This is a genomic window from Kitasatospora sp. NPDC041988 (assembly GCF_055588525.1).
In genome coordinates this window covers 1-20,632 of record NZ_JBVJCO010000021.1, presented here as the reverse complement: position 1 = coordinate 20,632, position 20,632 = coordinate 1, and the positions used below count along the sequence as shown (strand labels likewise).

Below are 20,632 nucleotides of genomic sequence, written 5' to 3'. Positions count from 1 at the left end.
CTTACCCCTATGTGCAAAAATGGGACAACCAGCCCAACTTCACGTGAGCCTGCCCACTTTTGGGTGGTTCTGGAACCGATGCGTGCTTTGCAGGGATACGGCGGGTCTGGTCCCCCCGTAACCGGATGTCACTATAAGGTGACTGCCCGTTATGGGGTGGTCCATCGCCATCCGTCGGCCTTGAACCCGTGAGGGGTCAATTTTGGCGGTTTGGTCGATAGGGCTGGACGGATGGTGTAGTTGTAGACACCAGGACAAGCCGTTCGTCCTATAACCGACTCGGCCCGTCTATGCCATTTCGGGCATCGCGGGCCAAGGTGCAGAATTTGAAGGATAGAACCGCCCTGGTTCGGTTCTCCCGAGGAGGCCGCTCATGACCGCTCGTACCCCTGATGCTGAACCCCTGCTGACGCCGGCAGAGGTCGCCACCATGTTCCGCGTGGACCCCAAGACGGTTACCCGTTGGGCCAAGGCGGGCAAGCTCACGTCCATTCGCACCCTCGGCGGGCACCGCCGTTACCGCGAGGCGGAGGTGCGCGCTCTGCTGGCCGGTATTCCCGCTCAGCGCACCGAGGCCTGATAGGCCGAAGGCTCTTTCAAAGGGGCCGCTTACCGGACTCCGCCGGGTCCGGTAAGCGGCCCCTTTGTCGTACCCGGAGTCCGCGTCCGGAGTGCGTCCGCGGAGTGCGTGCCGGGACTGCGCCGGCCGTTCCCGTCCGGTCGTCCGGAATGCTGAACTCCGGATAACGATTTGATGCTTCTGTGGCGGGGGGGATTTACAGTTAATAGCAGTACAATTTTACATATTAAATTAGTACCCCCTTGAAGGGGGGTCCGCTCGGCTGGTCTCAGGAAAAGATAAGTGACGACGGTCACACGGGCTGTCACTTGTGGTCTAGACCTAGCCCGGGGTAGTGCACCGCCCGGGCAAAACGCGAGAGGCCCGGAACCAAACGGTTCCGGGCCTCTCGGCTACGGCGATCCCGACGGGACTTGAACCCGCGACCTCCACCTTGACAGGGTGGCGAGCTAACCAACTGCTCCACGGGACCAGAGTTTTCTGATCCGTTCGCTTTGCTTGCTTGCTGCGCTGCGAACAAGACAGATCGTAGCCCATGGTGGGCCCCCAGGTCGAACTGGCTCCTGAGGGCCCCCGCCCAGCTCAGGGACCAGCCCGGGGACCGGCGCGGCGCCGGTCCCCGAGGGCGGCTCAGAGCGTGGCCCTGGCGGCCTCCATCGCCTTGGTGATCCGCTTCTCCGAGACCGGCGTCGGCGTACCGAGCGACTGTGCGAAGAAACTGACCCGCAGCTCCTCGATCATCCAGCGGATCGCCTTCACCTCCGCGGACGGCTCCTGCCCGGCCGGCACGGCCGCCAGCAGCTCCCCGTACTCCTGCTGGACCTGCTGGACCTTCAGCAGTTGCTGGGCGTCCCGCTGCGGGTGGTTGGGCAGCGCCTCCAGCCGGCGGTCCACCGCCAGCAGGTAGCGCTTGAGGTCCGTCAGCCGCTGCCAGCCGGTCTCGGTGACGAAGCCGGAGTGCACCAGCGAGGCCAGGTGCAGCCGGATGTCGTTCACCGCCGTCAGCAGCACCGGGCTGCTCACCGACTTCAGCCGGGTCGAGGCCTTGTGGAAGGCGATCAGCGCGGTCGCCGTCTTCAGTGTGGTGTCCGCCGAGAGGTCGTAGAGGTCGGCCCGCACCTTGTCGTGCAGCTTGCCGAAGGCCGCCTCATCCCAGGCCGGGCCGCCGGCCAGGGTCATCAGCCGGTCGGTGGCGCAGGCCACCACGTCCTCGAACAGCGCCGGGATCGAGCCGTGCGGGTTGTACGACAGGGCGAGCTTGGCCTGGTTGCCCAGCCGGCCCTGGATCGACTTGGCGGGCGAGTTGGTGGTCAGCATCAACAGCCGCCGGGTGCCCTCCCACATCGCCCTGCTCTGGGCCTCCGGGGTGTCGAACAGCTTGATGCCGACCGCGTCCCGCTCGTCCACCAGCGCCGGGTAGGCGCGCAGCGAGTGGCCGCGCGAGCGCTGCTCGAAGGTGCGCTGGAGGACGGGGAGCGAGGCCGGCCAGGCGGTCAGCCCGGACTGTTCGATGCCCTGGCCGGAGGCGGCCGAGGAGAGCGTCTCCTTCAGCTTGGGCTTCAGCCGGAGCCGCAGGTCCTCCAGGTCCTTGGACTCGGCGAGGTTCTTGCGGCCGTCCACCACCCGGAAGGTCACCTTGAGGTGGTCCGGCACCCGCTCGTCATCCCAGGCCTCCGGCGGGACGGTGACCGCCGTCAGGCGCTTGAGGATGTGCTCCAGGGTCGGGAGGAGAGGCTCCTGGCGGTCCTTCACCTGGCGCAGCGCAGCCTTGGCGAAGTCCGGCGCCGGCACGAAGTTGCGCCGGACCGCCTTGGGGAGGGACTTGATCCAGGCGGTGACCAGCTCCTCGCGCAGGCCCGGGATCTGCCAGTCGAAGCCCTCCGCGGTGACCTGGTTGAGCACCGGCAGCGGGATGTGGACGGTCACGCCGTCCGCGTCACTGCCCGGTTCGAACTGGTAGGTCAGCTTGAAGCGGAGCTTGCCCTGCTGCCAGTGGTCCGGGTAGTCCGCCTCGGTGACGCCGTCGGCCGCGTCGTTGATCAGCATCGACTTCTCGAAGTTGAGCAGGTCCGGCTGGTCGTGCCGGGCCTTCTTCCACCAGGAGTCGAAGTGCCGGGTGGAGACGATGTCGTCCGGCAGCCGGCCGTCGTAGAACTCGAACAGGGTCTGGTCGTCCACCATGATGTCCCGGCGGCGGGCCCGGTTCTCCAGCTCCTCGACCTCGCTGAGCAGCTTGCGGTTCTCGGCGAAGAACTTGTGGTGGGTCTCCCAGTCGCCCTCGACCAGCGCGTTGCGGATGAACAGCTCGCGGCAGAGCTCCGGGTCGATCCGGCCGTAGTTGACCTTGCGCTGGGCGACGACCGGCATCCCGTAGAGGGTCACCTTCTCGTACGCCAGCACCGCGCCGGCCTTCTTCTCCCAGTGCGGCTCGCTGTAGCTGCGTTTGATCAGGTGGCCGGCCAGGGGCTCGACCCACTCGGGCTCGATCTTGGCGTTGATCCGGGCCCAGAGCCGGGACGTCTCGACCAGCTCGGCCGACATCACCCAGCGCGGCGGCTTCTTGAACAGGCCGGAGCCCGGGAAGACCGCGAACCGGGCGCCGCGGGCGCCGCCGTACTCGCGCTTCTCCACGTCGAACAGGCCGATGTGGGAGAGCAGGCCGGCCAGCAGCGACTGGTGGATCCGGTCGGCGTCCGGCTCGGTGTCGGGATGCGGCTCCTCGATCGTGACCCCGAGCTGCTTGGCGACGGTGCGCAGCTGGGAGTAGATGTCCTGCCACTCCCGTATCCGCAGGTAGTTGAGGAACTCGGCCTTGCACATCCGGCGGAAGGCCGAGGAGGAGAGCTCCTTCTGCTGCTCCCGTACGTAGCGCCACATGGCCAGGTAGGAGAGGAAGTCGGAGGTCTCCGACTGGAAGCGGCGGTGCCGGTCGTCGGCGGCCTGGCGCTTCTCGGTGGGCCGCTCGCGCGGGTCCTGGATGGAGAGCGCGGCGGCGATCACCATGACATCGCGGACGCAGCCGTTCTTGTCGGCCTCCAGCACCATGCGGGCCATCCGCGGGTCCACCGGGAGCTGGGCCAGCTGACGACCGAGCGGGGTGAGGCGCTTGCGGACGTCCTTCTCGTCCGGGTCGAGGGCACCGAGCTCGTGCAGGAGGCTGACGCCGTCCTTGATGTTGCGGGAGTCCGGCGGGTCCAGGAACGGGAAGGCGGCGATGTCGCCGAGGCCGGCGGCCGTCATCTGGAGGATGACCGAGGCCAGGTTGGTGCGCAGGATCTCGGCGTCGGTGAACTCGGGGCGGGAGAGGAAGTCCTCCTCCGAGTACAGCCGGATGCAGATGCCGTCCGAGGTGCGGCCGCAGCGGCCCTTGCGCTGGTTGGCGCTGGCCTGGCTGATCGCCTCGATCGGGAGCCGCTGCACCTTGGTGCGGTGGCTGTAGCGGGAGATGCGGGCGGTGCCCGGGTCGATCACGTACTTGATGCCCGGGACGGTGAGGCTGGTCTCGGCGACGTTGGTCGCCAGCACGATCCGGCGGGAGCTGGAGCGTTGGAAGACCTTGTGCTGCTCGGCCGAGCTCAGCCGGGCGTAGAGCGGGAGGACCTCGGTGAACTTCAGTTTCAGTCTGTTGAGCGCGTCGGCGGTGTCGCGGATCTCGCGCTCGCCGGAGAGGAAGACCAGGATGTCGCCCGGGCCCTCGGCCTGGAGCTCCTCGGCGGCCTCGCAGATCGCCTGGATCTGGTCGCGGTCGCGGTCGGCGTCGGTGGAGTCGTCGTCGATGTCGGCGTCGTCGACGACCGGGCGGTAGCGGACCTCGACCGGATAGGTACGGCCGGAGACCTCGATGATCGGGGCGTCGCCGAAGTGGCGGGCGAACCGCTCGGGGTCGATGGTCGCCGAGGTGATGACGACCTTGAGGTCCGGGCGGCGGGGCAGCAGCTGCTTGACGTACCCGAGGATGAAGTCGATGTTGAGGCTGCGCTCGTGCGCCTCGTCGATGATCAGGGTGTCGTACTGGCGCAGCTCGCGGTCGGTCTGGATCTCCGCGAGCAGGATGCCGTCCGTCATCAGCTTGACCAGGGTGTCCGGGCCGACCTGGTCGGTGAACCGGACCTTCCAGCCGACCGCCTCGCCGAGCGGGGTGTTCATCTCCTCGGCGACGCGCTCGGCCACCGTCCGGGCGGCGATCCGGCGGGGCTGGGTGTGGCCGACCAGACCGCGGACGCCGCGGCCCAGCTCCAGGCAGATCTTCGGGATCTGGGTGGTCTTGCCGGAGCCGGTCTCGCCCGCCACGATCACCACCTGGTGGTCGCGGATCGCGGCGAGGATGTCGTCCTTCTTCTGGCTGACCGGCAGCTCGGCGGGATACGTGATCTTCGGGACGGCGGCGCGGCGCTGCTCGACCAGCAGCTCGGCGCGGTCGATGTCACCGGCGATCTCGGCGGCGATCTTCTGGCGTGCGTCGGGCTTGCGGACCCGGCGGGCGCCCTCCAGCCGGCGTCCGATCCGCACCTCGTCGCGCAGGGTCAGCTCGGGGAGACGGGCGGCCAGCTCGCCGATGCTGGGCCCCTGGGCGGGGGCGTCGGCGGACTGGACTGCGGGAGAACTCACGGCGGGCATCCCTCTAGGTTCGCAAGGAGATGCGGCGGCGCGCACCTCGGTTTTCGAGCCCCTCCAGTGTCACAGCCGCCGCCGGGGATGTGCGAACCCCGTCCGGGGGTGGCGCGGGGCGCGGGACGGGTGGGGTGCGGGACGCGGGACAGATGGGGGTGCGGGGGCCGTGACGACGGCGGGGCAACGGTTCGGGGGGCCGGTGGGCTCTGGGGGAGTGAGGAGGTGCTCATGGGAGCCCAGAAGGCCGAGCGGGACGACGAGTTCCGAGCGTTCACCGGTGCCGCCTGGCCGCGGCTGTTGCGGACGGCGTACCTGCTGGCGGGGGACCGCTACTCGGCGGAGGACCTGGTCCAGCAGACCCTGGAACGGGCCTACGTCGCCTGGGGCCGGGTCCGCCGGGCCGACGATCCGCACGCCTACGTGCGCCGGATCCTGGTCAACGAGCACGCCCGGCGGTTCCGCCGCCGGGTGCCGGAGCAGCTGGTCACCGCCGTGCCCGAGCAGGCCGGGCCGGACGGCTTCGGACGGCTGGACGAGCGGGCGGCGCTGCTCGCCGCGCTCGGCACGCTGCCGGCGCGGCAACGGCAGGCGGTCGTCCTGCGGTACTGGGAGGACCTCAGCGAAGGCCAGGCCGCCACGGCGATGGGCTGCTCGGTCGGGACGGTGAAGAGCCAGGCGTCCAAGGGGATCGCCAAACTCCGGGCCGCCACCTCACTCATCGGGATGACGAGTATCGGAGGAACGGTATGAGCGGGCAGGACGAGAACGCCGTGGCGCGGACGCTGGCCGGACTGGCGGAGGAGGTGGAGATCGGGCCCGTGCCGTACGACCTGGTGGTGGCCGGCGGCCGGCGGCGGCAGCTGCGGCGGCGGTCGGCCGCGGTGGGCGCCCTGGCGCTGGCGGTGGTCGCGGTGGCCGGCGGCAGCGTCATGCTGGGCGCGAACGGCGGCGGAGCCGGGGCCCCCACGCTGGTGACGGCGGCGGCCGGGCCGGTCACGGCGGGCTCGGGATCACCGGTGTCGGCGGTCGCGTCGGCTTCGTCGGCCTCGCCGTCGGCGGCGGCCGCCCGGGACCCGTTCACGCCGGTCCGGGTCAAGCTGTCCGAGGGCACGTCCGACGGCAGGGCGTGGACGGCCTGGGCGGCGCTCTGGCCCGCCGCCGGCAAGGACCAGGCCTACCAGCAGGCCCGGCTGGTCTGGCAGGACCAGCGCACGGCCCGCCCCGACCTGGCCGAGCCCACCGAGGACTTCGTGCGCCAGTACTGGCACGAGGGCCAGGACCTGGTGAACCTCTACGTCACGCTCGACGGCAAGCGGCTCCCGGTCGACGCGACGAACGAGGCCCCCGCGCCGGGTGGGGAGCCGCCGAGGGCCACGGACCCGTACGGCAACCTGACGGGCTCCGCCCTCGGCCCCCGGGCCAAGGACGCGCCGGACCCGTCCATGAAGGACGCACCGACCGTGGTGCTGCTCCAGGTGGGCTCGGACGCCGCGAAGCTGGTCGTGACCCTCCCCGACGGCACCACCACCGAACCGGCGCTGGTCACCGTCGGCGACTCGCCCGTCCGCTGGGTCGCCATCCCCCGGACCGCCGCCTCGGCCGGCGGGAACATCAAGGTCTACGGGGCGGACGGCGCGCTGCTGGCCACCACCACCGACTGGCTGCGCTGACCTCCGTCCCCTTGCCGGTGGCCCTCCGCCTACGCGTCCAGGGCTTCCTGGTCGGGGCCGGGCAGCCAGTCGCGGGCCGGGTCGTACTCCAGCCAGCGGCTGCGCCGCGCCTCCTCGCCGAACGCCCGCAGCAGCGGCTCCAGTTGGGGATGCTGCTGCTCGCCGCCGGTGGAGTCGCCGTCGCGCCACAGCAGTGACCAGGCGTAGAGCGGGGTGGGGCCGGCGAGCGGGACGGCCCGCACGCCGGGGCGGCCGGGCCCGGACGGCAGGTCCGGGAGCGGGCAGTCGGCGGGGAGGAGGGAGAAGCACGTCGGGTCGGTGCGGACCCGCTCCACGAAGTGCTCCAGGCCCAGATTGGTCGATCCGGTCCGCCCGGCGACGCCGAACTGGTCAGCGAACCGGGTCAGGAAGTCCAGCCGGTCCACCGCGGCCGGGTAGCGCAGCACGCTGTCCCGCAGGTCGGCCGGGCGCAGCACGTCACGGCCGGCCAGCGGGTGATCGGTGCTCAGCAACGCGTCCACCGGCTCCAGCCGCACCAGACGGTGCGCCAGCCCAGCGTCCCGGCCGTCCGGAAGCGGGTGCACCCGGCCGAACCCCGCGTCCGACTCGCCCCGCAGCAGGGCCGCCGCCACCGACGGCAGGTCCCGCCCCGGCACCGGCTCCACCTCCAGCCCCGACACCCCCTCGACGGCCTGCGCGACCGTCCGCATCGGCGCGTACAGGTGCCCCCAGACGTCGATCCGCAGCGGGCGCCGCGTACAGGCCACCGCTGCCACCGCGTGGTCCCCGTGCACGAGCAGCCGTTGGGCCGGCTCCAGGAACCGCCGCCCCGCCTCGGTCAGGGCGACACCCCGGGCATCCCGGTCCAGCAGCCGGGCGTCGAGAGCCGCCTCCAGCCGGGCCACCCGCTTCGACAGCGCCTGCTGGCTGATCGCCAACCGTGCGGCGGCGCGCCCGAAATGCAGCTCCTCGGCGGCCACGGCGAAGGCCCGGACCTGGGCAAGATCGAGATCCATGGCAGCCCAGCGTACGGGGCGCGCCCGTGCGCACCACCGGCGTCCCTGGTCTCCCTGGTCCCACCGGCCTGCCCGGCTTCCCTGGCTTTTCTTGGCCTGGCCGCCGATGCCTCCCGCCCGCGCCTGGCCCGGCGCGACAACGGTCGGTTGTCGTCGCACCCGGGCGGTTGTTGGACCGGGTCCGGGCGCCCGCGGTCTGCTGGGGGCACCGCCTCGGCCGGACCGGCCGGCGAGGGGGCCGAGGGAGGGCGAGGGGTCATGAGGGCGCTGACAGCGACCGGGCGGGCGGATGCGGTGGTCGGGTTCGCGGAGGTGGAGCAGCCGCGGCCCGGGCCGGGCGAGGCGCTGGTGAAGGTCGAGGCGTTCTCGGTGAACCGCGGCGAGACCTTCCAGCTGGAGGCGCCCAAGCCGGGCTGGCGCCCCGGCAAGGACATCGCCGGCCTGGTCGTGCAGGCCGCCGCCGACGGCTCCGGCCCGGCCGCCTGCCGCCGGGTGGTCGGCCACCCGCCCGCCGGCGGCTGGGCCGAGTACGTCTGCGTGCCCACCGGCTCGCTCGCCGAGCTCCCGGACGCGCTGGACAGCGTCCGCGCGGCCGCCCTCCCGCTGGCCGGGCTGACCGCGCTGCGCCTGCTGCGCACCGCCGGCGCGCTGGCCGGCCGCCGGGTGCTGCTGACCGGCGCCTCCGGGGGCGTCGGCCACTACGTCACCGAGCTGGCCGCCGCCGCCGGCGCCGAACTGACCGTGGTCACGGCCTCGCCCGAGCGCGGCCGGCGGCTCGCCGAGCTGGGCGCGGCGGAGGTCGTCCACGAGGTCGGCGCGGCGCGCGGCCCCTACGACCTGGTGCTGGAGTCGACGGGCGGCCCCGACCTGCCCCTGGCCCTCGCCCGGCTGGCCCGGCGCGGCACGCTGATCTGGTTCGGCCAGGCCTCCCGGACACCGGCGACGCTCGACTTCTTCGGCTTCTTCGCCGGCCCGGAGTCCGCCACCCTGCGGCACTTCCACTACGCCGACTCCGACGTGCCCGACGGGGACGACCTCGCCACCCTCGTCCGCCTCGTCGGGGAGGGGCGGCTCACCCCGGAGATCGGCCGGATCGCGCCCTGGACGGAGACCGCCGCCGTCCTCACCGATCTGCGGGAGCGCCGGATCCGCGGCAAGGCCGTCCTCACCCTGTCCTGAACCCTGTCCTGACCCCGGCCTGTCCTGACCCCCAGGCGGCCGATCGTCGACCGCCGGCCCGCACTGACCCACCGTCGAAAGCGAGTTGCCCCCATGACCGATGCCCCCGACCTCTCCTTCCTCGACCACCCGGACCTGCTGTCGGCCTTCGTCGAGGAGAACCGCCCGCGCGCCACCGGAGCCGGGCTCGACCCGCACGAGTACACCCGCGTCACCGCCGCGCTGCCATCCCTGCCCGACTGGCCCCAGGCCTGCCGGGCCGCCGGCCGGCGGCACCTCGACACCGCCGGCCGCGCCGCCGCAGAGGGCCGCCACCGCACGGCCGGCGAGGCCTACCGGACGGCCGCCCGCTGGTTCCACTTCGCCGGGCTGCTACCGCACCCCGACCGGGCGGCCGCCGCCCTCGCCGCCACCGAGGCGGACGAGGCGATGCGCCGCGCGCTGGCCCACCTCGACCCGGCGGCCGAGCGGATCGAGGGCGCGTCGTTCGCCGGCTGGCTCCGCCGCCCCGCGGGTGGCGGGCGGGCACCGGTGGTGGTCGTCGTGCCGGGGATGGACTCCGCGAAGGAGGAGTTCCACGCCGTCGCCGAGGCGCTGCTCGCCCGGGGCACGGCCGTGTTCGCCATGGACGGCCCGGGCCAGGGCGTCCTCGCCGCGACCAGCGCCCCCGACCCGGACTACCACCGCGTGATCGGCCGGGTGATCGACGCCCTCGCGGCCCGGGACGGCGTGGACGGCGACCGCGTCGGGGTGATCGGCCTCAGCCTCGGCGGCTACTACGCCGCGACCACCGCCGCCCACGAGCCGCGGGTCCGCGCCACGGCCGTGGTCAGCGGCCCGTACCGGCTGGACTGGGACGCGCTGGTCCCGTTCGTCACCGCGACCCTCACCCAGCGCTGCGGCAGCCCCGAGGCCGCCCGCGCGTTCGCCCGCCGCGTCGACCTGACCGGCCTGGCCCCGGCCGTCACCGGCCCCCTCCTGGTCGTCGAGGGCGGCGAGGACCGGATCCCCGGCGTCACCAACGCCGAACCCCTGGCCCACCAGGCCGCCCGGGCCGAGCTCCTCCTCGTCCCCCACGGCAACCACCTCCTCGGCAACGCCCTCACCGACTGGCTCCCGCCCACCGCGGACTGGCTCACCACCCACCTCGCCGGGGGCCGGTAGGGCAGCGCACGAACTCACGTGCGTGCAGGGGCATGCAGAAGGCCCCGGAGAGCGGACTCTCCGGGGCCTTCTTCGTACGGTGGCCAGGGCCGGGGTCGAACCGGCGACCTTCCGCTTTTCAGGCCAAGCCGGGGTGTTGATATGCCCCAGTTTGGGAGATCCTGCTGTCCGTAGAAGGCCGCCTTCGGACACCGTCGTTCGGGCCGATTGGCGTCAGCGTTGGCGTCAACCGGCGGAGCTTCGCATGTGCTGGGTGTGCTCAGTAGGGGAGCAGGCCGGTCGTGATCAGCTCGAAGTCGAACGGCTCCGGGATATGGATGGTCTCGCCGAACGCGATGTCCTCGCGGCGGTGGTACTTCGTGCCGTCGGGTCGGCTGAAGAGCGTGACCGCCTTCTCTCTTGCGTCGATCACGAGGTAGAGAGGGATTCTCATGAGCGGGTAGTCCCGTACCTTCCCCACCCAGTCGTTCTCCGGGTTGGACGGTGAGACCAGTTCGACGGCAATCGCAGCAACCTCGGCAGGAACCTGGTTGTCCCTGGTCGTGAGTGCATCGTCCGGCAGGTACGTCAGGTCGGGATTGCGGCTCTTGCCGACATTGGGCGAGACGAGGTCCGTGTTCTCGCTGGGCAGTAGTCCTGCCGGGGCGTGCGCGTCGAACTGGCGGCGCACCACCAAGAGATTCCGTTGGTGAATACCCGAGGGGCTGACCATCATGACAATGGTGTCGCCGGAGAGTTCGACCTTGAACCCGTCTGGCAGGCTCCTGCGGGCCTCTTCAAGGAGCGCGAAGTGCTCGGGGTTCATTCGCGGTGCCCTTCCGGGTGAGTCAGCTGATGCTCCAGCCTAGTCGGCGAGTTCGCCGTTGGCCGGGTCTTTCATCTCCGCGGCAGGTTCAGCCGAGAAGTGCACGGGTCGGTGTCGGTAACGGGTGAAACGAGTACCACGGACGGCGCGGCAGCTGACTGTGGGCGTATGTCTGCCTCGGGCTTGGCGGATTTCATCATCGGGGATCGGGGGTCCCGCTAGGGTCGCAGCGATGAGTGAGTACCAGTACTACGAGTTCCTGGCGATCGACCGGCCGCTGACCAGTGACGAGCAGGAGCAACTGCGGGCGCTGTCCACTCGCGCCCGGATCACCGCAACCAGCTTCACCAACGAATACCACTGGGGCAACTTCCGCGGTGATCCGAGGCGGATGGTGGAGCGGTACTACGACGCTCACCTCTACCTGGCCAACTGGGGCACCCACCAGGTGGCCCTGCGCGTACCCAAGGGGCAGCTCACGCTTCGGGCGTTGGAGCCGTACTGCGTCGACGAGTACGTCGAGGCATGGACGACCAAGACCCACCTCGTCCTCGACCTGCGCAGCGAGGACGAGGGCGGGGACTGGGAGGAGGGCGCCGAGGACTCGCTCGGTGCCATCGCCGGGGTTCGGGCCGAGCTGGCGTCCGGGGATCACCGCGCTCTGTACCTGGCATGGCTGTCCGCCATCGGCGCCTGGGCGCTGCAGGACGACGACGAGGAGGCTTACCAGGAAGCGGTCGAGCCCCCGGTCCCGGCTGGGCTCGACCGGCTCACCGCCCCGCAGCGAGCGCTCGCGGATTTCCTGCGTGTCGACGCCGACCTGCTGGCGGTCGCCGCCGAGGCCAGCCCGCCCGCCCCCGCGCCCTGGAAGCGGCCCGGGAAGAAGGAACTGGCGCCGTTGATCACTGCACTTCCCGAGACGGAGAAGAACGACCTCCTGTTGCGCCTGGCACTGGGCGATGAGCCTCAGCTGGGAGCCTCACTCCTGCGCCGACTGCGCGGCGAACCGTCTGCCGTGACCGTACCGGGGCAGCGCTCCGCCGCAGAACTGCTGGACGCAGCGCACGCGCGAGCCACGGAACGCCGACAGCGCGCCGAGCGGGTTCGATTCGAGGCACGGGCGACGAAGCTGCCCGCCCTGGCTGCCGATGAGGAAGCGATCTGGCGAGAGGTCGAGAACCAGGTCGCGCTTAAGCAGGTGGCCCGCTACGACGTTGCCGTGGCCCTCCTGGCCGAACTCCGTGACGCCTGTGACCACGTCGGACGCGGCCTTCAGTTCCGGCAGCGAGTGGCCGCGCTCCGCGAGCAGTACCGGCACCTGCCCGGCCTGCTGCGCCGGCTCGACGATCGGGCTCTGCGCGGTTGACGCCAGTCACTTCGCGAGGGACCACCGTCCGCTGGGGGCACCTCCCGGCCGAAGGCTGGGGGAGAGTGCGTCTTCGGATGCCCACGTCCACTTCGGTTTGCGTCAGCGTCGGCGTCGGCGTCAAGCGACGGTGGAAAGGTCCCTGGCTTCAAACCTCCGGTCCCGTCCCCGCTGGCGGTTCACTACGCTAGGTGTGGTGAAAGCCGCACGAAGCCTCGCGATCTGGCTGGCCGACCGTACTCCTTCGCAGCTGACCGAACTGCTGGAGCAGCGCGAACTTCCCTACGCGGCCAGGGTGGCGAGCCTGACCGACCTGGCCGGCCACCTGCTGACGGACGCCTCCACGGCCCTGGGGCTGAGCGAGATCAGCCTCGGGGACCTTCAACTGCTGGTCGCTGTGGCGACCTTGGCCGAACGGTTGCACGGTCCGCTACCGGCCGTTCCGCCTGCTCATCACCTGTTCATGGGCTACGGCGGCCGTTCACCACGGCTCGACGCGCCTGCGGTCGACCCCGCTGACCGGTCCGTGACCCGGGACCAGCTCTTCCGATTCCTGCAACTCGACGGCGCGGGTCGGTCCGCGGCCGAGGCCGCGCTGTCCCGGCTGACCGAGCGGGCCCTGGTACTGCCCTCGTCCGGAAGCAGGGTCATCGTTCCGATCCTGGTCCACCGCCAGGCGGGTGAAGGCGGCGGTTACGGCCGGCCCGCCGAACAACTGCTCACCGAGGCCTTCAACGCTCCGGAGATTCACCGTATCGCGCAGGGGCTGGGGCTCGCGAAGGCGCGGACCCGGGACGAGGCGCAGCGGCAGATCGTGGACGTGCTCAGGGACGCGAAGCGCGTGCGCGCCATGGCCGCCGAGGCGCCGTCCGCGGCCTTGGACCTGCTGGACAAACTGGTCCCGGGCCCGCCACTGCTGCGCACGCACTGCTTCGTCTCCCGGTACGGCGGCGGCTTCTACCCGGGCTCCGGAGGCAAGTTCACCTTCCGGGAAGGCGGCTCGGGCGATCCCGGCACGGACTGGCTGGCCGCCCGCGGCCTGGTCCTTCCGGTGGATGAGGACCTGGCGGAACTGCCGCGCGAGGTGGCCGACGCGTTGCGCGACCACGACCGCGCGCCGAGCTACCAGTCTGCCCCGCCCCCGGTCGAGGGCACGGTGGAGATCCCGGGTGGTGCAGTCGAGAGCCAGGCGCAGGCGGCGTTGGCCGAGGCGGCCTCCCGGGCCGAGCTGATGCTCCGTCAGGTGGTCGTGCGGCCGCTCGCTGTGCGCAAGGCGGGCGGAATCGCAGTCCGGGACACCCGCCGGCTGGCGAAGGCGGTCGGCATGCCGGAGGAACAAGCCCGGCTGTGGCTCGACCTGGCGAACAACGCCGACCTGATCACCCCTTGCGCCGAGGAAGCGGAGGTTCCGGCGAGAGGACGGGGCCGCGCGCGTCGGCCGGAATCCCAGCCACCTGCCCGGATGCTGCCCACCGAGCGGTACGACGAGTGGCTGGCGGCTCCACCCGCTCAGCGGCTGCTGCCGCTCGTCGCCACCTGGGCGGTGGTGCCCGAGGTGTTCGGCTATTGGCCGGACGAGAATGACACCCCGGTCGCGCTGATCACGCCGGAGGACGGCGAGGCTGTCGATCTGCGCCATGCCGTGCTGGAGGCTCTGGCCACCCTCCCGGCCGGGCACGGAGTTCCCACCGGCAAGTCCGCTCGCGCTCGGGCGGCCGCTCTCGCCGGTCTCATCACCACGGCGGCCTGGTTCCGCCCGGCCGCCCTCGCCCAAGGTTCGTGGGAGGCTGAGCGGGTCGAGGCGACCCTGGCGGAGGCGGAGCTGTTCGGGGTCGTCGCCCACGGAGCGCTGACTCCGCTCGGGCACGCCGTGCTCGGGCTCCTGAGGGCGGGTGCACACCGTCACTTCCCCGCCGTTCCGGGCGCCGGGCCGGCGCTGCGCGACCGCCCTGCTCTGGACGACGCGGTTCGGCAGTTGTCCACAGCCCTGGACGCGCTGCTGCCCGCGCCGCAGACCACCGCCCGGTTCCAGGCGGACCTTACGGCCGTGGTCGCCGGAGCTGCCGCATCGGAGCTGACCGACCTGCTGGCCGCCTGTGCGGACCGGGAGTCGGAGGGCCATGCCGTGGTGTGGCGGATCACCCCTGCGGCGGTCCGCCGGGCGCTGGACTCCGGATGGGACGCCACCGACCTGCTGGCTCGGCTGGCCGAGGTCTCCGAGGGCGGGCGGCCGCTTCCGCAGCCTCTGGAGTACCTGATCAAGGACACCGCGCGGACCCACGGCCGGATGCGAGTGGTGCGTTCCGCCTGCTGCATCCGCTCCGACGACGAGGCAGTGGTGTCGGAGCTCGCCGCGGCCCGTGCGCTGTCCAGGCTCGGGTTGCGACGGATCGCGCCGACCGTGCTGATCAGCACGGCCGGTCCCGAAGCAACCCTTGCCGCGCTTCGGGCTGCCGGCTACGCCCCCGTGCTGGAGGCGGAGACCGGGACGACGGTCATCGAGAAGGCCCGCCGGGAACGCGGTCCCAAGCGCATGCCGTCACTGTCCGGAGCACGACCGCGCCACGGCAAGGGGCCGAGCACGGCCACTGCGCTGGCGAGCGCGTTGCTGGCCGGCCGGTGACCAGGGGATCGCCCAAGCGACAGGGCGATGTGCGCCGCGCCGTGGCGGTGAAGTCACCTCGGAGCTCCCTGACTCGGGATAGGAGCTCAGCACGCTGGGCGCGTTGAATCGGTAGCGGGGGCAGCGTGTCAGTGGCCTTCGGTCCAGAACTGTTGGTACTCGCTGTCGGGCGGAAGGACGGTGACCGTCCGCCGTTCCGTTGGCGTCAAACAGCACGAAAATGCCCCCGAAGCGAGCTGCTTCGAGGGCATCGTGCCTGGTCAGGCTATGTGGCCAGGGCCGGGGTCGAACCGGCGACCTTCCGCTTTTCAGGCGGACGCTCGTACCAACTGAGCTACCTGGCCGTACTACACCGTCTCTTGCGAGACGAGCGATCCCGACGGGACTTGAACCCGCGACCTCCACCTTGACAGGGTGGCGAGCTAACCAACTGCTCCACGGGACCTTGTGTGGCTTGACGCCACTAGGTCTTGCGGCACTGCACTTTACTACGGGTACTACGGTACTGCGTGCCCCCAACGGGATTCGAACCCGTGCTACCGCCTTGAAAGGGCGGCGTCCTGGGCCACTAGACGATGAGGGCTTGCGGCCTGTCCCGCCGTTTCCGGCGTTCGGGGACGTCGAGAAGCATATGGGATGGCGAGCCGAACGCCAAAACGGGTTTCGGCCGACCGGGCGGGACGGCGCGTGCGGGGGTCAGGACCAGCCGAGCTCGTCGAGTTCGTGGTCGTCGAAACCGAAGTGGTGGGCGACCTCGTGGATCACGGTGGTGCGGACCTCGTCGACCACCTGTTCGCGGGTGTCGCAGTGCCGCAGGGTCGGGCCCAGGTAGACGATGATCCGGTCGGGGAGGACGCCGGCGTACCACTCGCCGCGCTCGGTGAGGGGGGTGCCCTCGTAGAGGCCGAGGAGTTCGGGGTCGGCGGGGTCGGGTTCGTCCTCGACGAAGACGGCGACGTTGTCCATCATGGCCGCGAGCTGCGGGGGAATCTGGTCGAGGGCGTCACTGACCAGCGTCTCGAACTCTTCCCGGGTCATCTCCACCGGATCATTGTCGGGTCTGGGGTGACGGTGTGCCAGGCGGTCGGGGCCGGTGTTTCATGGGCCTATGACGACCTCGGACGGCGCGGCGGGCAGTGCGGCGGGCAGTGCGGTGGACGGCACGCTGCGGGTGGAGCCCGGGCCGGCCGTGCCGCGGCGGCCGCCGGTGCTGCGCGGGCAGGGGCCGGCGGTGGCGGTGGTGGCGCTGGGCGGGGCGATCGGGGCGTCGGCCCGGTACGGGGCCGGACTGCTCTGGCCGGACGGCCCGGCGGCGTTCCCGTGGACCACGCTGGTGGTGAACGTGGTGGGCTGCGCGGTGATCGGGATCTTCCTGGTGGCGATCACCGAGGGGCGGCCGGCGCATCCGCTGCTGCGGCCGTTCTTCGGGACGGGCGTGCTGGGCGGGTTCACCACGTTCTCGACGTACGCGGTGGACACCCGGCGGCTGCTGGTGGAGGGCCGGCCCGGGGCCGGGCTGGCCTGTCTGGGGCTGACGCCGGTGGCGGCGCTGGCCGCGGTCTGGGCGGCGGCCGGGGTGACGCGGCGTCTGATCCGCCGTGGGACAAGGGAGAAGCGATGACCAGGCTGACCGGGCCCGCGCTGCGGCTGACCGTGCTGGTCGGCGAGAACGACCGCTGGCACCACCGCCCGCTGTACAGCGAGATCGTGCACCGGGCGCGGGCCGCCGGGCTGGCGGGGGCGAGCGTGTTCCGGGGGATCGAGGGGTTCGGGGCCTCGTCGCTGGTGCACACGGCGCGGCTGCTGTCGATGAGCGAGGACCTGCCGGTGGCGGTGGTGGTCGTGGACACCGAGGAGCGGGTGCGGGCCTTCCTGCCGCAGCTGGACGAGCTGGTGGCGGAGGGGCTGGTGGTGCTCGACCCGTGCGAGGTGATCCGGTACGTGGGGCGGGGCCGGTCCGACGAGGGCACGGCGTCAGGGGCGGGGGTGGGGGAGTGAACTGGCTGCTGGTGCTGGCCGGGGCGGTGGTCGGCGCGCCGCTGCGCTACCTGACCGATCGGGCGGTGCAGTCCCGGCACGACTCGGTCTTCCCGTGGGGGACCTTCGCCGTGAACGCGGCCGGCTGCCTGGTGCTCGGGCTGGTGACCGGGGCGGTGGCGGCCGGCGCGGCGTCCTCGCACGTCCAACTGCTGCTCGGGACGGGGTTCTGCGGGGCGCTGACCACGTACTCGACCTTCTCGTACGAGACGCTGAGGCTGGCCGGGAGCGGGGCCGGGCGGTACGCGGTGGCCAATGTGGCGGGCAGCGTGGCGGTGGGGCTGGCGGCGGTCTACGCGGGGGCGGGGCTGGCCTCGGCGCTCTGGGGCTGAGCGGGTCCGCGGGGGGTTCCGGGTCCGGCGTGTTCCGGGGTTCGGCGGGTTCCGGGGTTCCGGGGTTCGCAGGGGCCGGGGGGCCGGCGGGGCTGGGGCCGGCGAGGTTCCGGGACTGCGGGGTTCCGGCAGGGCCGGGGAGGTTCGGACCACCGGCGTTGCGCCGGCCGGATGGCCCCGGCTGCTTCCTGCCGGGGTGCCCGTGTCCCGTCGCCCTGGGCGCGCGTTGGGCACCGGAAGTGCCGGGCGCGGTGGGCGGCCGGCGGGTGGCCCGGGTGGGGCGGCGGGAGAGGGATCGCGGTGGCGGCAATGCGTGCGGTGCGTGCGGTGACTTCGGTGCGTTCGGTGCGCGAGGTGGGCGCTCGGGAGGACCGTCCTGCGGTGGTGCGGGCGGTGGCGGTCCGGGAGGCCGAGCCGCGGGCGGTGGCCGTGCGCAACGGTGTGGTGCGGGCGGCGGCGGTGCTGGCGGTGGCCGGGCTGGGCCTGACCGGCTGCATGTCGGTGGGGCCGGCGGCGGACGAGAAGCACGGCGCGGTGCCGGTCGGCCAGGCCGGGACGCCGGGCAAGGCGGCGGGCGGCGGGTCGGCGGCGCCGAGCGGCGGCAGCCACCAGGGTGGTGCAACCGGGCGGTCGGAGCGCACCGGGGGAGCGCAGTCAGAGAGCGCGCCGGGGGCGGGTCTGACCTCCACGCCGGGCGCGGCGTCCCCCGGCGCGAACGGCGCGGCCGACGGCGCGGGTGCGCTGCCGGGCGCAGCGCCCGGTGAGGTCGCCCCCGGCGCGAACGGGGCTGCCGGGGGCGTGAGCGCCAGCACCGCACCTCAGCCGGGCAGCGGCTCGTCGGGCGGCGGGGCGACCGGTGGCGCCGGTGCCACGGGCGGCGCGGGCGGTGCTGGTGGGGCGGGCGGGGCCGGCTCCACCGCCGGTACGGCCGGCGGGGCGGGCGAGGGGCGCTCCGGCGGCGGCACGGCCCCCACCAGCCCGGCGGCGAGCCCGACCGGACGGCCGTCCAACACCCCCGATCCCGGCCACACCACGCCCGCCGCGACCGTCCCGCCGACCACGGAGCCCTCCTCCGCAAGTTCCGGATCTTCGGCCCCGAGCCCCGGCGCGGGCGGGCATTAGCAGTCTGGCCAGCGCATTTGCCTCCGATCCCGAGGCTCGTCTATGGTGGTAGATCGTTCGTTTGATTCATTTGATTGGCGCCCTATTCCCATCTGGCGCCCTTGGCGCGTTCCGGCGATCCGTGGCTGACCGCATAGAGGCGGTTGTGAAACAGAACCCGGACTTTGGCGCGTGCCACTTCCGGAAGGTTTTGCATGTCTCTCGTTGACGACGCCCGCTTCGCCATGCCCGCGAGCGAGTCCGCCGCCGATGTCACCACCCCCGAAACCGACGCCGAGCTGATCGACGTCACCACCGACGGCGCCGAGGCCGTCGCCGAGATCGCCGACTCCGCCGAGATCACCGCCGACGACGACGTCGCGGACGAGGCCGAGGACACCGAGCCCACCATCACCTTCGGCGACCTGGGCCTGCACGACGACGTCGTGCGCGCCCTCGCCAAGCGTGGCGTCACCACCCCCTTCCCGATCCAGGCCGCGACCATCCCGGACGCCCTGGCCGGCAAGGACGTGCTGGGCCGTGGCCGCACCGGCTCCGGCAAGACCCTCAGCTTCGGCCTGCCGCTGCTGACCCGCCTCGCCGACGGCGAGCGCACCAAGCCCAAGCACCCGCGCGGCCTGATCCTGGTCCCGACCCGCGAGCTGGCCATGCAGGTGGCCGACGCCCTGGAGCCGTTCGGCTCGGTGCTCGGCCTCAAGCTCAAGGTCGTCTGCGGCGGCACCTCGATGTCGAACCAGATCTACGCGCTGGAGCGCGGCGTCGACATCCTCGTCGCCACCCCCGGCCGTCTGCGTGACCTGCTGAACCGCGGCAGCGCCAAGCTGGCCGACGTCCGGACCGTCGTGCTCGACGAGGCCGACCAGATGGCCGACATGGGCTTCCTGCCCGAGGTCACCGAGATCCTCGACCAGGTGCCGGCCGGCGGCCAGCGCCTGCTGTTCTCCGCCACCCTGGAGAACGAGATCGACACCCTGGTCAAGCGCTACCTGAAGAACCCGGTCACCCACGAGGTCGACCCGTCGGCCGGCGCGGTCACCACCATGACCCACCACATCCTCGTGGTGAAGCCCAAGGACAAGGCGCCGATCACCAACGCGATCGCCGCCCGCAAGGGCCGCACGATCATCTTCGTCCGCACCCAGATGGGCGCCGACCGCGTCGCCGAGCAGCTCATCGAGGCCGGCGTGAAGGCCGACGCGCTGCACGGCGGCATGACCCAGGGCGCCCGTACCCGCGTCCTCGGCGACTTCAAGGACGGCTACGTCAACGTCGTCGTCGCCACCGACGTCGCCGCCCGCGGCATCCACGTCGACGGCATCGACCTGGTCCTGAACGTGGACCCGGCCGGCGACCACAAGGACTACCTGCACCGCTCCGGCCGCACCGCGCGGGCCGGCCGCTCCGGCGCCGTCGTCACCCTGGTGCTGCCGCACCAGCGTCGTGGCGTGTTCCGCCTGATGGAGGACGCGGGCGTGGACGCCTCGCGCCACATCCTCGACCACGCCTTCGACGCCGAGGTCGCCAAGATCACCGGCGCCCGCTCGCTGATCGAGGTCCAGGCCGAGAGCGCGGCCGGCATCGCCGGTGCCGCCGAGCGCGAGCTCGCCGACATGACCCGCCAGCTGGAGCGCGCGCAGCGCCGCGCCACCGAGCTGCGCGAGGAGGCCGACCGTCTGGCCGCCCGTGCCGCGCGCGAGCGGGCCGAGCTGGGCATCGAGGACGAGGCGCCGGCCGCCGAGGCCGACTCCGCCGAGGCTTCGGAGACCGTCGTCGAGACCGCCGCCCCGGTGGCCGAGGAGCGCACCCCGGCGTACCGCGAGGCGCGCACCGAGCGCCCGGCGTTCGGCCGTGACCGTGACCGTGACGACCGTGGTGGCCGTTCGGGTGGCTTCAACCGTGACCGTGACGACCGTGGCGGCCGCTCCGGTGGCTTCAACCGTGACGACCGTGGTGGCCGTTCCGGTGGCTTCGGTGACCGTGACAACCGCGGCGGTGGCTTCAACCGTGACCGTGACGACCGCGGTGGCCGCTCCGGTGGCTTCAACCGTGACGACCGTGGTGGCCGTTCCGGTGGCTTCGGTGACCGTGACAACCGCGGCGGTGGCTTCAACCGTGACGACCGTGGTG

The 20,632-nt window shown here is 72.2% G+C and carries 16 protein-coding genes and 4 tRNA genes; 12 read left to right on the top strand and 8 right to left on the bottom strand.

Annotation, left to right across the window (positions count from 1 at the left end):
• Positions 1-373: 373 nt before the first annotated feature.
• On the top strand, positions 374-580 hold the full coding sequence (bldC, locus tag ACZ6NC_RS21455) for a developmental transcriptional regulator BldC (protein WP_014137253.1): 207 nt from the start codon (positions 374-376) through the stop codon (positions 578-580).
• A gap of 398 nt (positions 581-978) precedes the next feature.
• Here bldC and ACZ6NC_RS21450 read toward each other — a convergent pair.
• Positions 979-1,052: transfer RNA gene (locus ACZ6NC_RS21450), tRNA-Asp, on the bottom strand.
• Between the two features lie 158 nt (positions 1,053-1,210).
• Positions 1,211-5,197, bottom strand: a complete 3,987-nt coding sequence (gene hrpA / locus ACZ6NC_RS21445) for an ATP-dependent RNA helicase HrpA (protein WP_465735030.1) — start codon at positions 5,195-5,197, stop codon at positions 1,211-1,213.
• A gap of 222 nt (positions 5,198-5,419) precedes the next feature.
• Here hrpA and ACZ6NC_RS21440 point away from each other — a divergent pair, with 222 nt between their 5' ends.
• Both ACZ6NC_RS21440 and ACZ6NC_RS21435 read left to right on the top strand, forming a co-directional pair.
• Positions 5,420-5,941: a SigE family RNA polymerase sigma factor gene (locus ACZ6NC_RS21440; RefSeq protein WP_465735028.1), complete on the top strand. Its 522-nt coding sequence runs from the start codon at positions 5,420-5,422 to the stop codon at positions 5,939-5,941.
• The gene (locus tag ACZ6NC_RS21435) at positions 5,938-6,861 is read left to right on the top strand and encodes a hypothetical protein (protein ID WP_465735026.1); all 924 of its coding nucleotides are present in this window, start codon (positions 5,938-5,940) and stop codon (positions 6,859-6,861) included. Before ACZ6NC_RS21440 ends, ACZ6NC_RS21435 begins: the two co-directional genes overlap by 4 nt.
• A gap of 29 nt (positions 6,862-6,890) precedes the next feature.
• Here ACZ6NC_RS21435 and ACZ6NC_RS21430 read toward each other — a convergent pair whose 3' ends face one another.
• Entirely contained in the window at positions 6,891-7,877 is a 987-nt protein-coding gene (locus ACZ6NC_RS21430; RefSeq protein WP_465735024.1) for a LysR family transcriptional regulator, read from the bottom strand.
• A gap of 258 nt (positions 7,878-8,135) precedes the next feature.
• Between ACZ6NC_RS21430 and ACZ6NC_RS21425 the strand changes: the two genes are divergently transcribed.
• Both ACZ6NC_RS21425 and ACZ6NC_RS21420 read left to right on the top strand, forming a co-directional pair.
• Complete coding sequence (locus ACZ6NC_RS21425) at positions 8,136-9,056, top strand: zinc-binding dehydrogenase (protein WP_465735022.1); 921 nt, start codon at positions 8,136-8,138, stop codon at positions 9,054-9,056.
• A 93-nt stretch (positions 9,057-9,149) separates the two neighbouring features.
• Positions 9,150-10,220 (top strand): alpha/beta hydrolase family protein, encoded by a 1,071-nt coding sequence (locus tag ACZ6NC_RS21420; protein ID WP_465735020.1) that lies wholly within the window; start codon positions 9,150-9,152, stop codon positions 10,218-10,220.
• Positions 10,221-10,479: 259 nt separating this feature from the next.
• Here ACZ6NC_RS21420 and ACZ6NC_RS21415 read toward each other — a convergent pair whose 3' ends face one another.
• Complete coding sequence (locus tag ACZ6NC_RS21415; protein ID WP_465582212.1) at positions 10,480-11,025, bottom strand: Uma2 family endonuclease; 546 nt, start codon at positions 11,023-11,025, stop codon at positions 10,480-10,482.
• Between the two features lie 232 nt (positions 11,026-11,257).
• On the opposite strand from ACZ6NC_RS21415, the gene ACZ6NC_RS21410 reads away from it, so the two are divergent.
• On the top strand, positions 11,258-12,391 hold the full coding sequence (locus ACZ6NC_RS21410; protein ID WP_465735018.1) for a hypothetical protein: 1,134 nt from the start codon (positions 11,258-11,260) through the stop codon (positions 12,389-12,391).
• A gap of 196 nt (positions 12,392-12,587) precedes the next feature.
• The gene (locus tag ACZ6NC_RS21405) at positions 12,588-15,014 is read left to right on the top strand and encodes a helicase-associated domain-containing protein (protein WP_465735016.1); all 2,427 of its coding nucleotides are present in this window, start codon (positions 12,588-12,590) and stop codon (positions 15,012-15,014) included.
• Between the two features lie 270 nt (positions 15,015-15,284).
• On the opposite strand, the gene ACZ6NC_RS21400 is transcribed toward ACZ6NC_RS21405, so the two are convergent.
• The 4 genes from ACZ6NC_RS21400 to ACZ6NC_RS21385 all read right to left on the bottom strand — a co-directional run bounded on the left by ACZ6NC_RS21400 (position 15,285) and on the right by ACZ6NC_RS21385 (position 16,052).
• A tRNA-Phe gene (locus ACZ6NC_RS21400) sits at positions 15,285-15,358 on the bottom strand.
• 27 nt (positions 15,359-15,385) lie between these two features.
• Positions 15,386-15,459, bottom strand: a tRNA-Asp gene (locus ACZ6NC_RS21395).
• A gap of 65 nt (positions 15,460-15,524) precedes the next feature.
• A tRNA-Glu gene (locus ACZ6NC_RS21390) sits at positions 15,525-15,597 on the bottom strand.
• A gap of 113 nt (positions 15,598-15,710) precedes the next feature.
• Positions 15,711-16,052, bottom strand: coding sequence for a metallopeptidase family protein (locus ACZ6NC_RS21385; protein WP_465735281.1), 342 nt, complete (start codon positions 16,050-16,052; stop codon positions 15,711-15,713).
• Positions 16,053-16,122: 70 nt separating this feature from the next.
• Here ACZ6NC_RS21385 and crcB (ACZ6NC_RS21380) point away from each other — a divergent pair, with 70 nt between their 5' ends.
• The 5 genes from crcB (ACZ6NC_RS21380) to ACZ6NC_RS21360 all read left to right on the top strand — a co-directional run.
• A complete protein-coding gene (gene crcB / locus ACZ6NC_RS21380; RefSeq protein WP_465735014.1) occupies positions 16,123-16,635 on the top strand; it encodes a fluoride efflux transporter CrcB in 513 nt (170 codons plus the stop codon).
• Positions 16,632-17,012, top strand: coding sequence for a DUF190 domain-containing protein (locus tag ACZ6NC_RS21375; protein WP_465735012.1), 381 nt, complete (start codon positions 16,632-16,634; stop codon positions 17,010-17,012). Before crcB (ACZ6NC_RS21380) ends, ACZ6NC_RS21375 begins: the two co-directional genes overlap by 4 nt.
• The gene (crcB, locus tag ACZ6NC_RS21370; protein WP_465735010.1) at positions 17,009-17,383 is read left to right on the top strand and encodes a fluoride efflux transporter CrcB; all 375 of its coding nucleotides are present in this window, start codon (positions 17,009-17,011) and stop codon (positions 17,381-17,383) included. Before ACZ6NC_RS21375 ends, crcB (ACZ6NC_RS21370) begins: the two co-directional genes overlap by 4 nt.
• A 327-nt stretch (positions 17,384-17,710) precedes the next feature.
• Positions 17,711-18,505: a hypothetical protein gene (locus ACZ6NC_RS21365; RefSeq protein ID WP_465735008.1), complete on the top strand. Its 795-nt coding sequence runs from the start codon at positions 17,711-17,713 to the stop codon at positions 18,503-18,505.
• A 194-nt stretch (positions 18,506-18,699) separates the two neighbouring features.
• Positions 18,700-20,632: DEAD/DEAH box helicase (locus ACZ6NC_RS21360; protein WP_465735006.1), on the top strand; the 1,933-nt coding region annotated here is incomplete at its 3' end.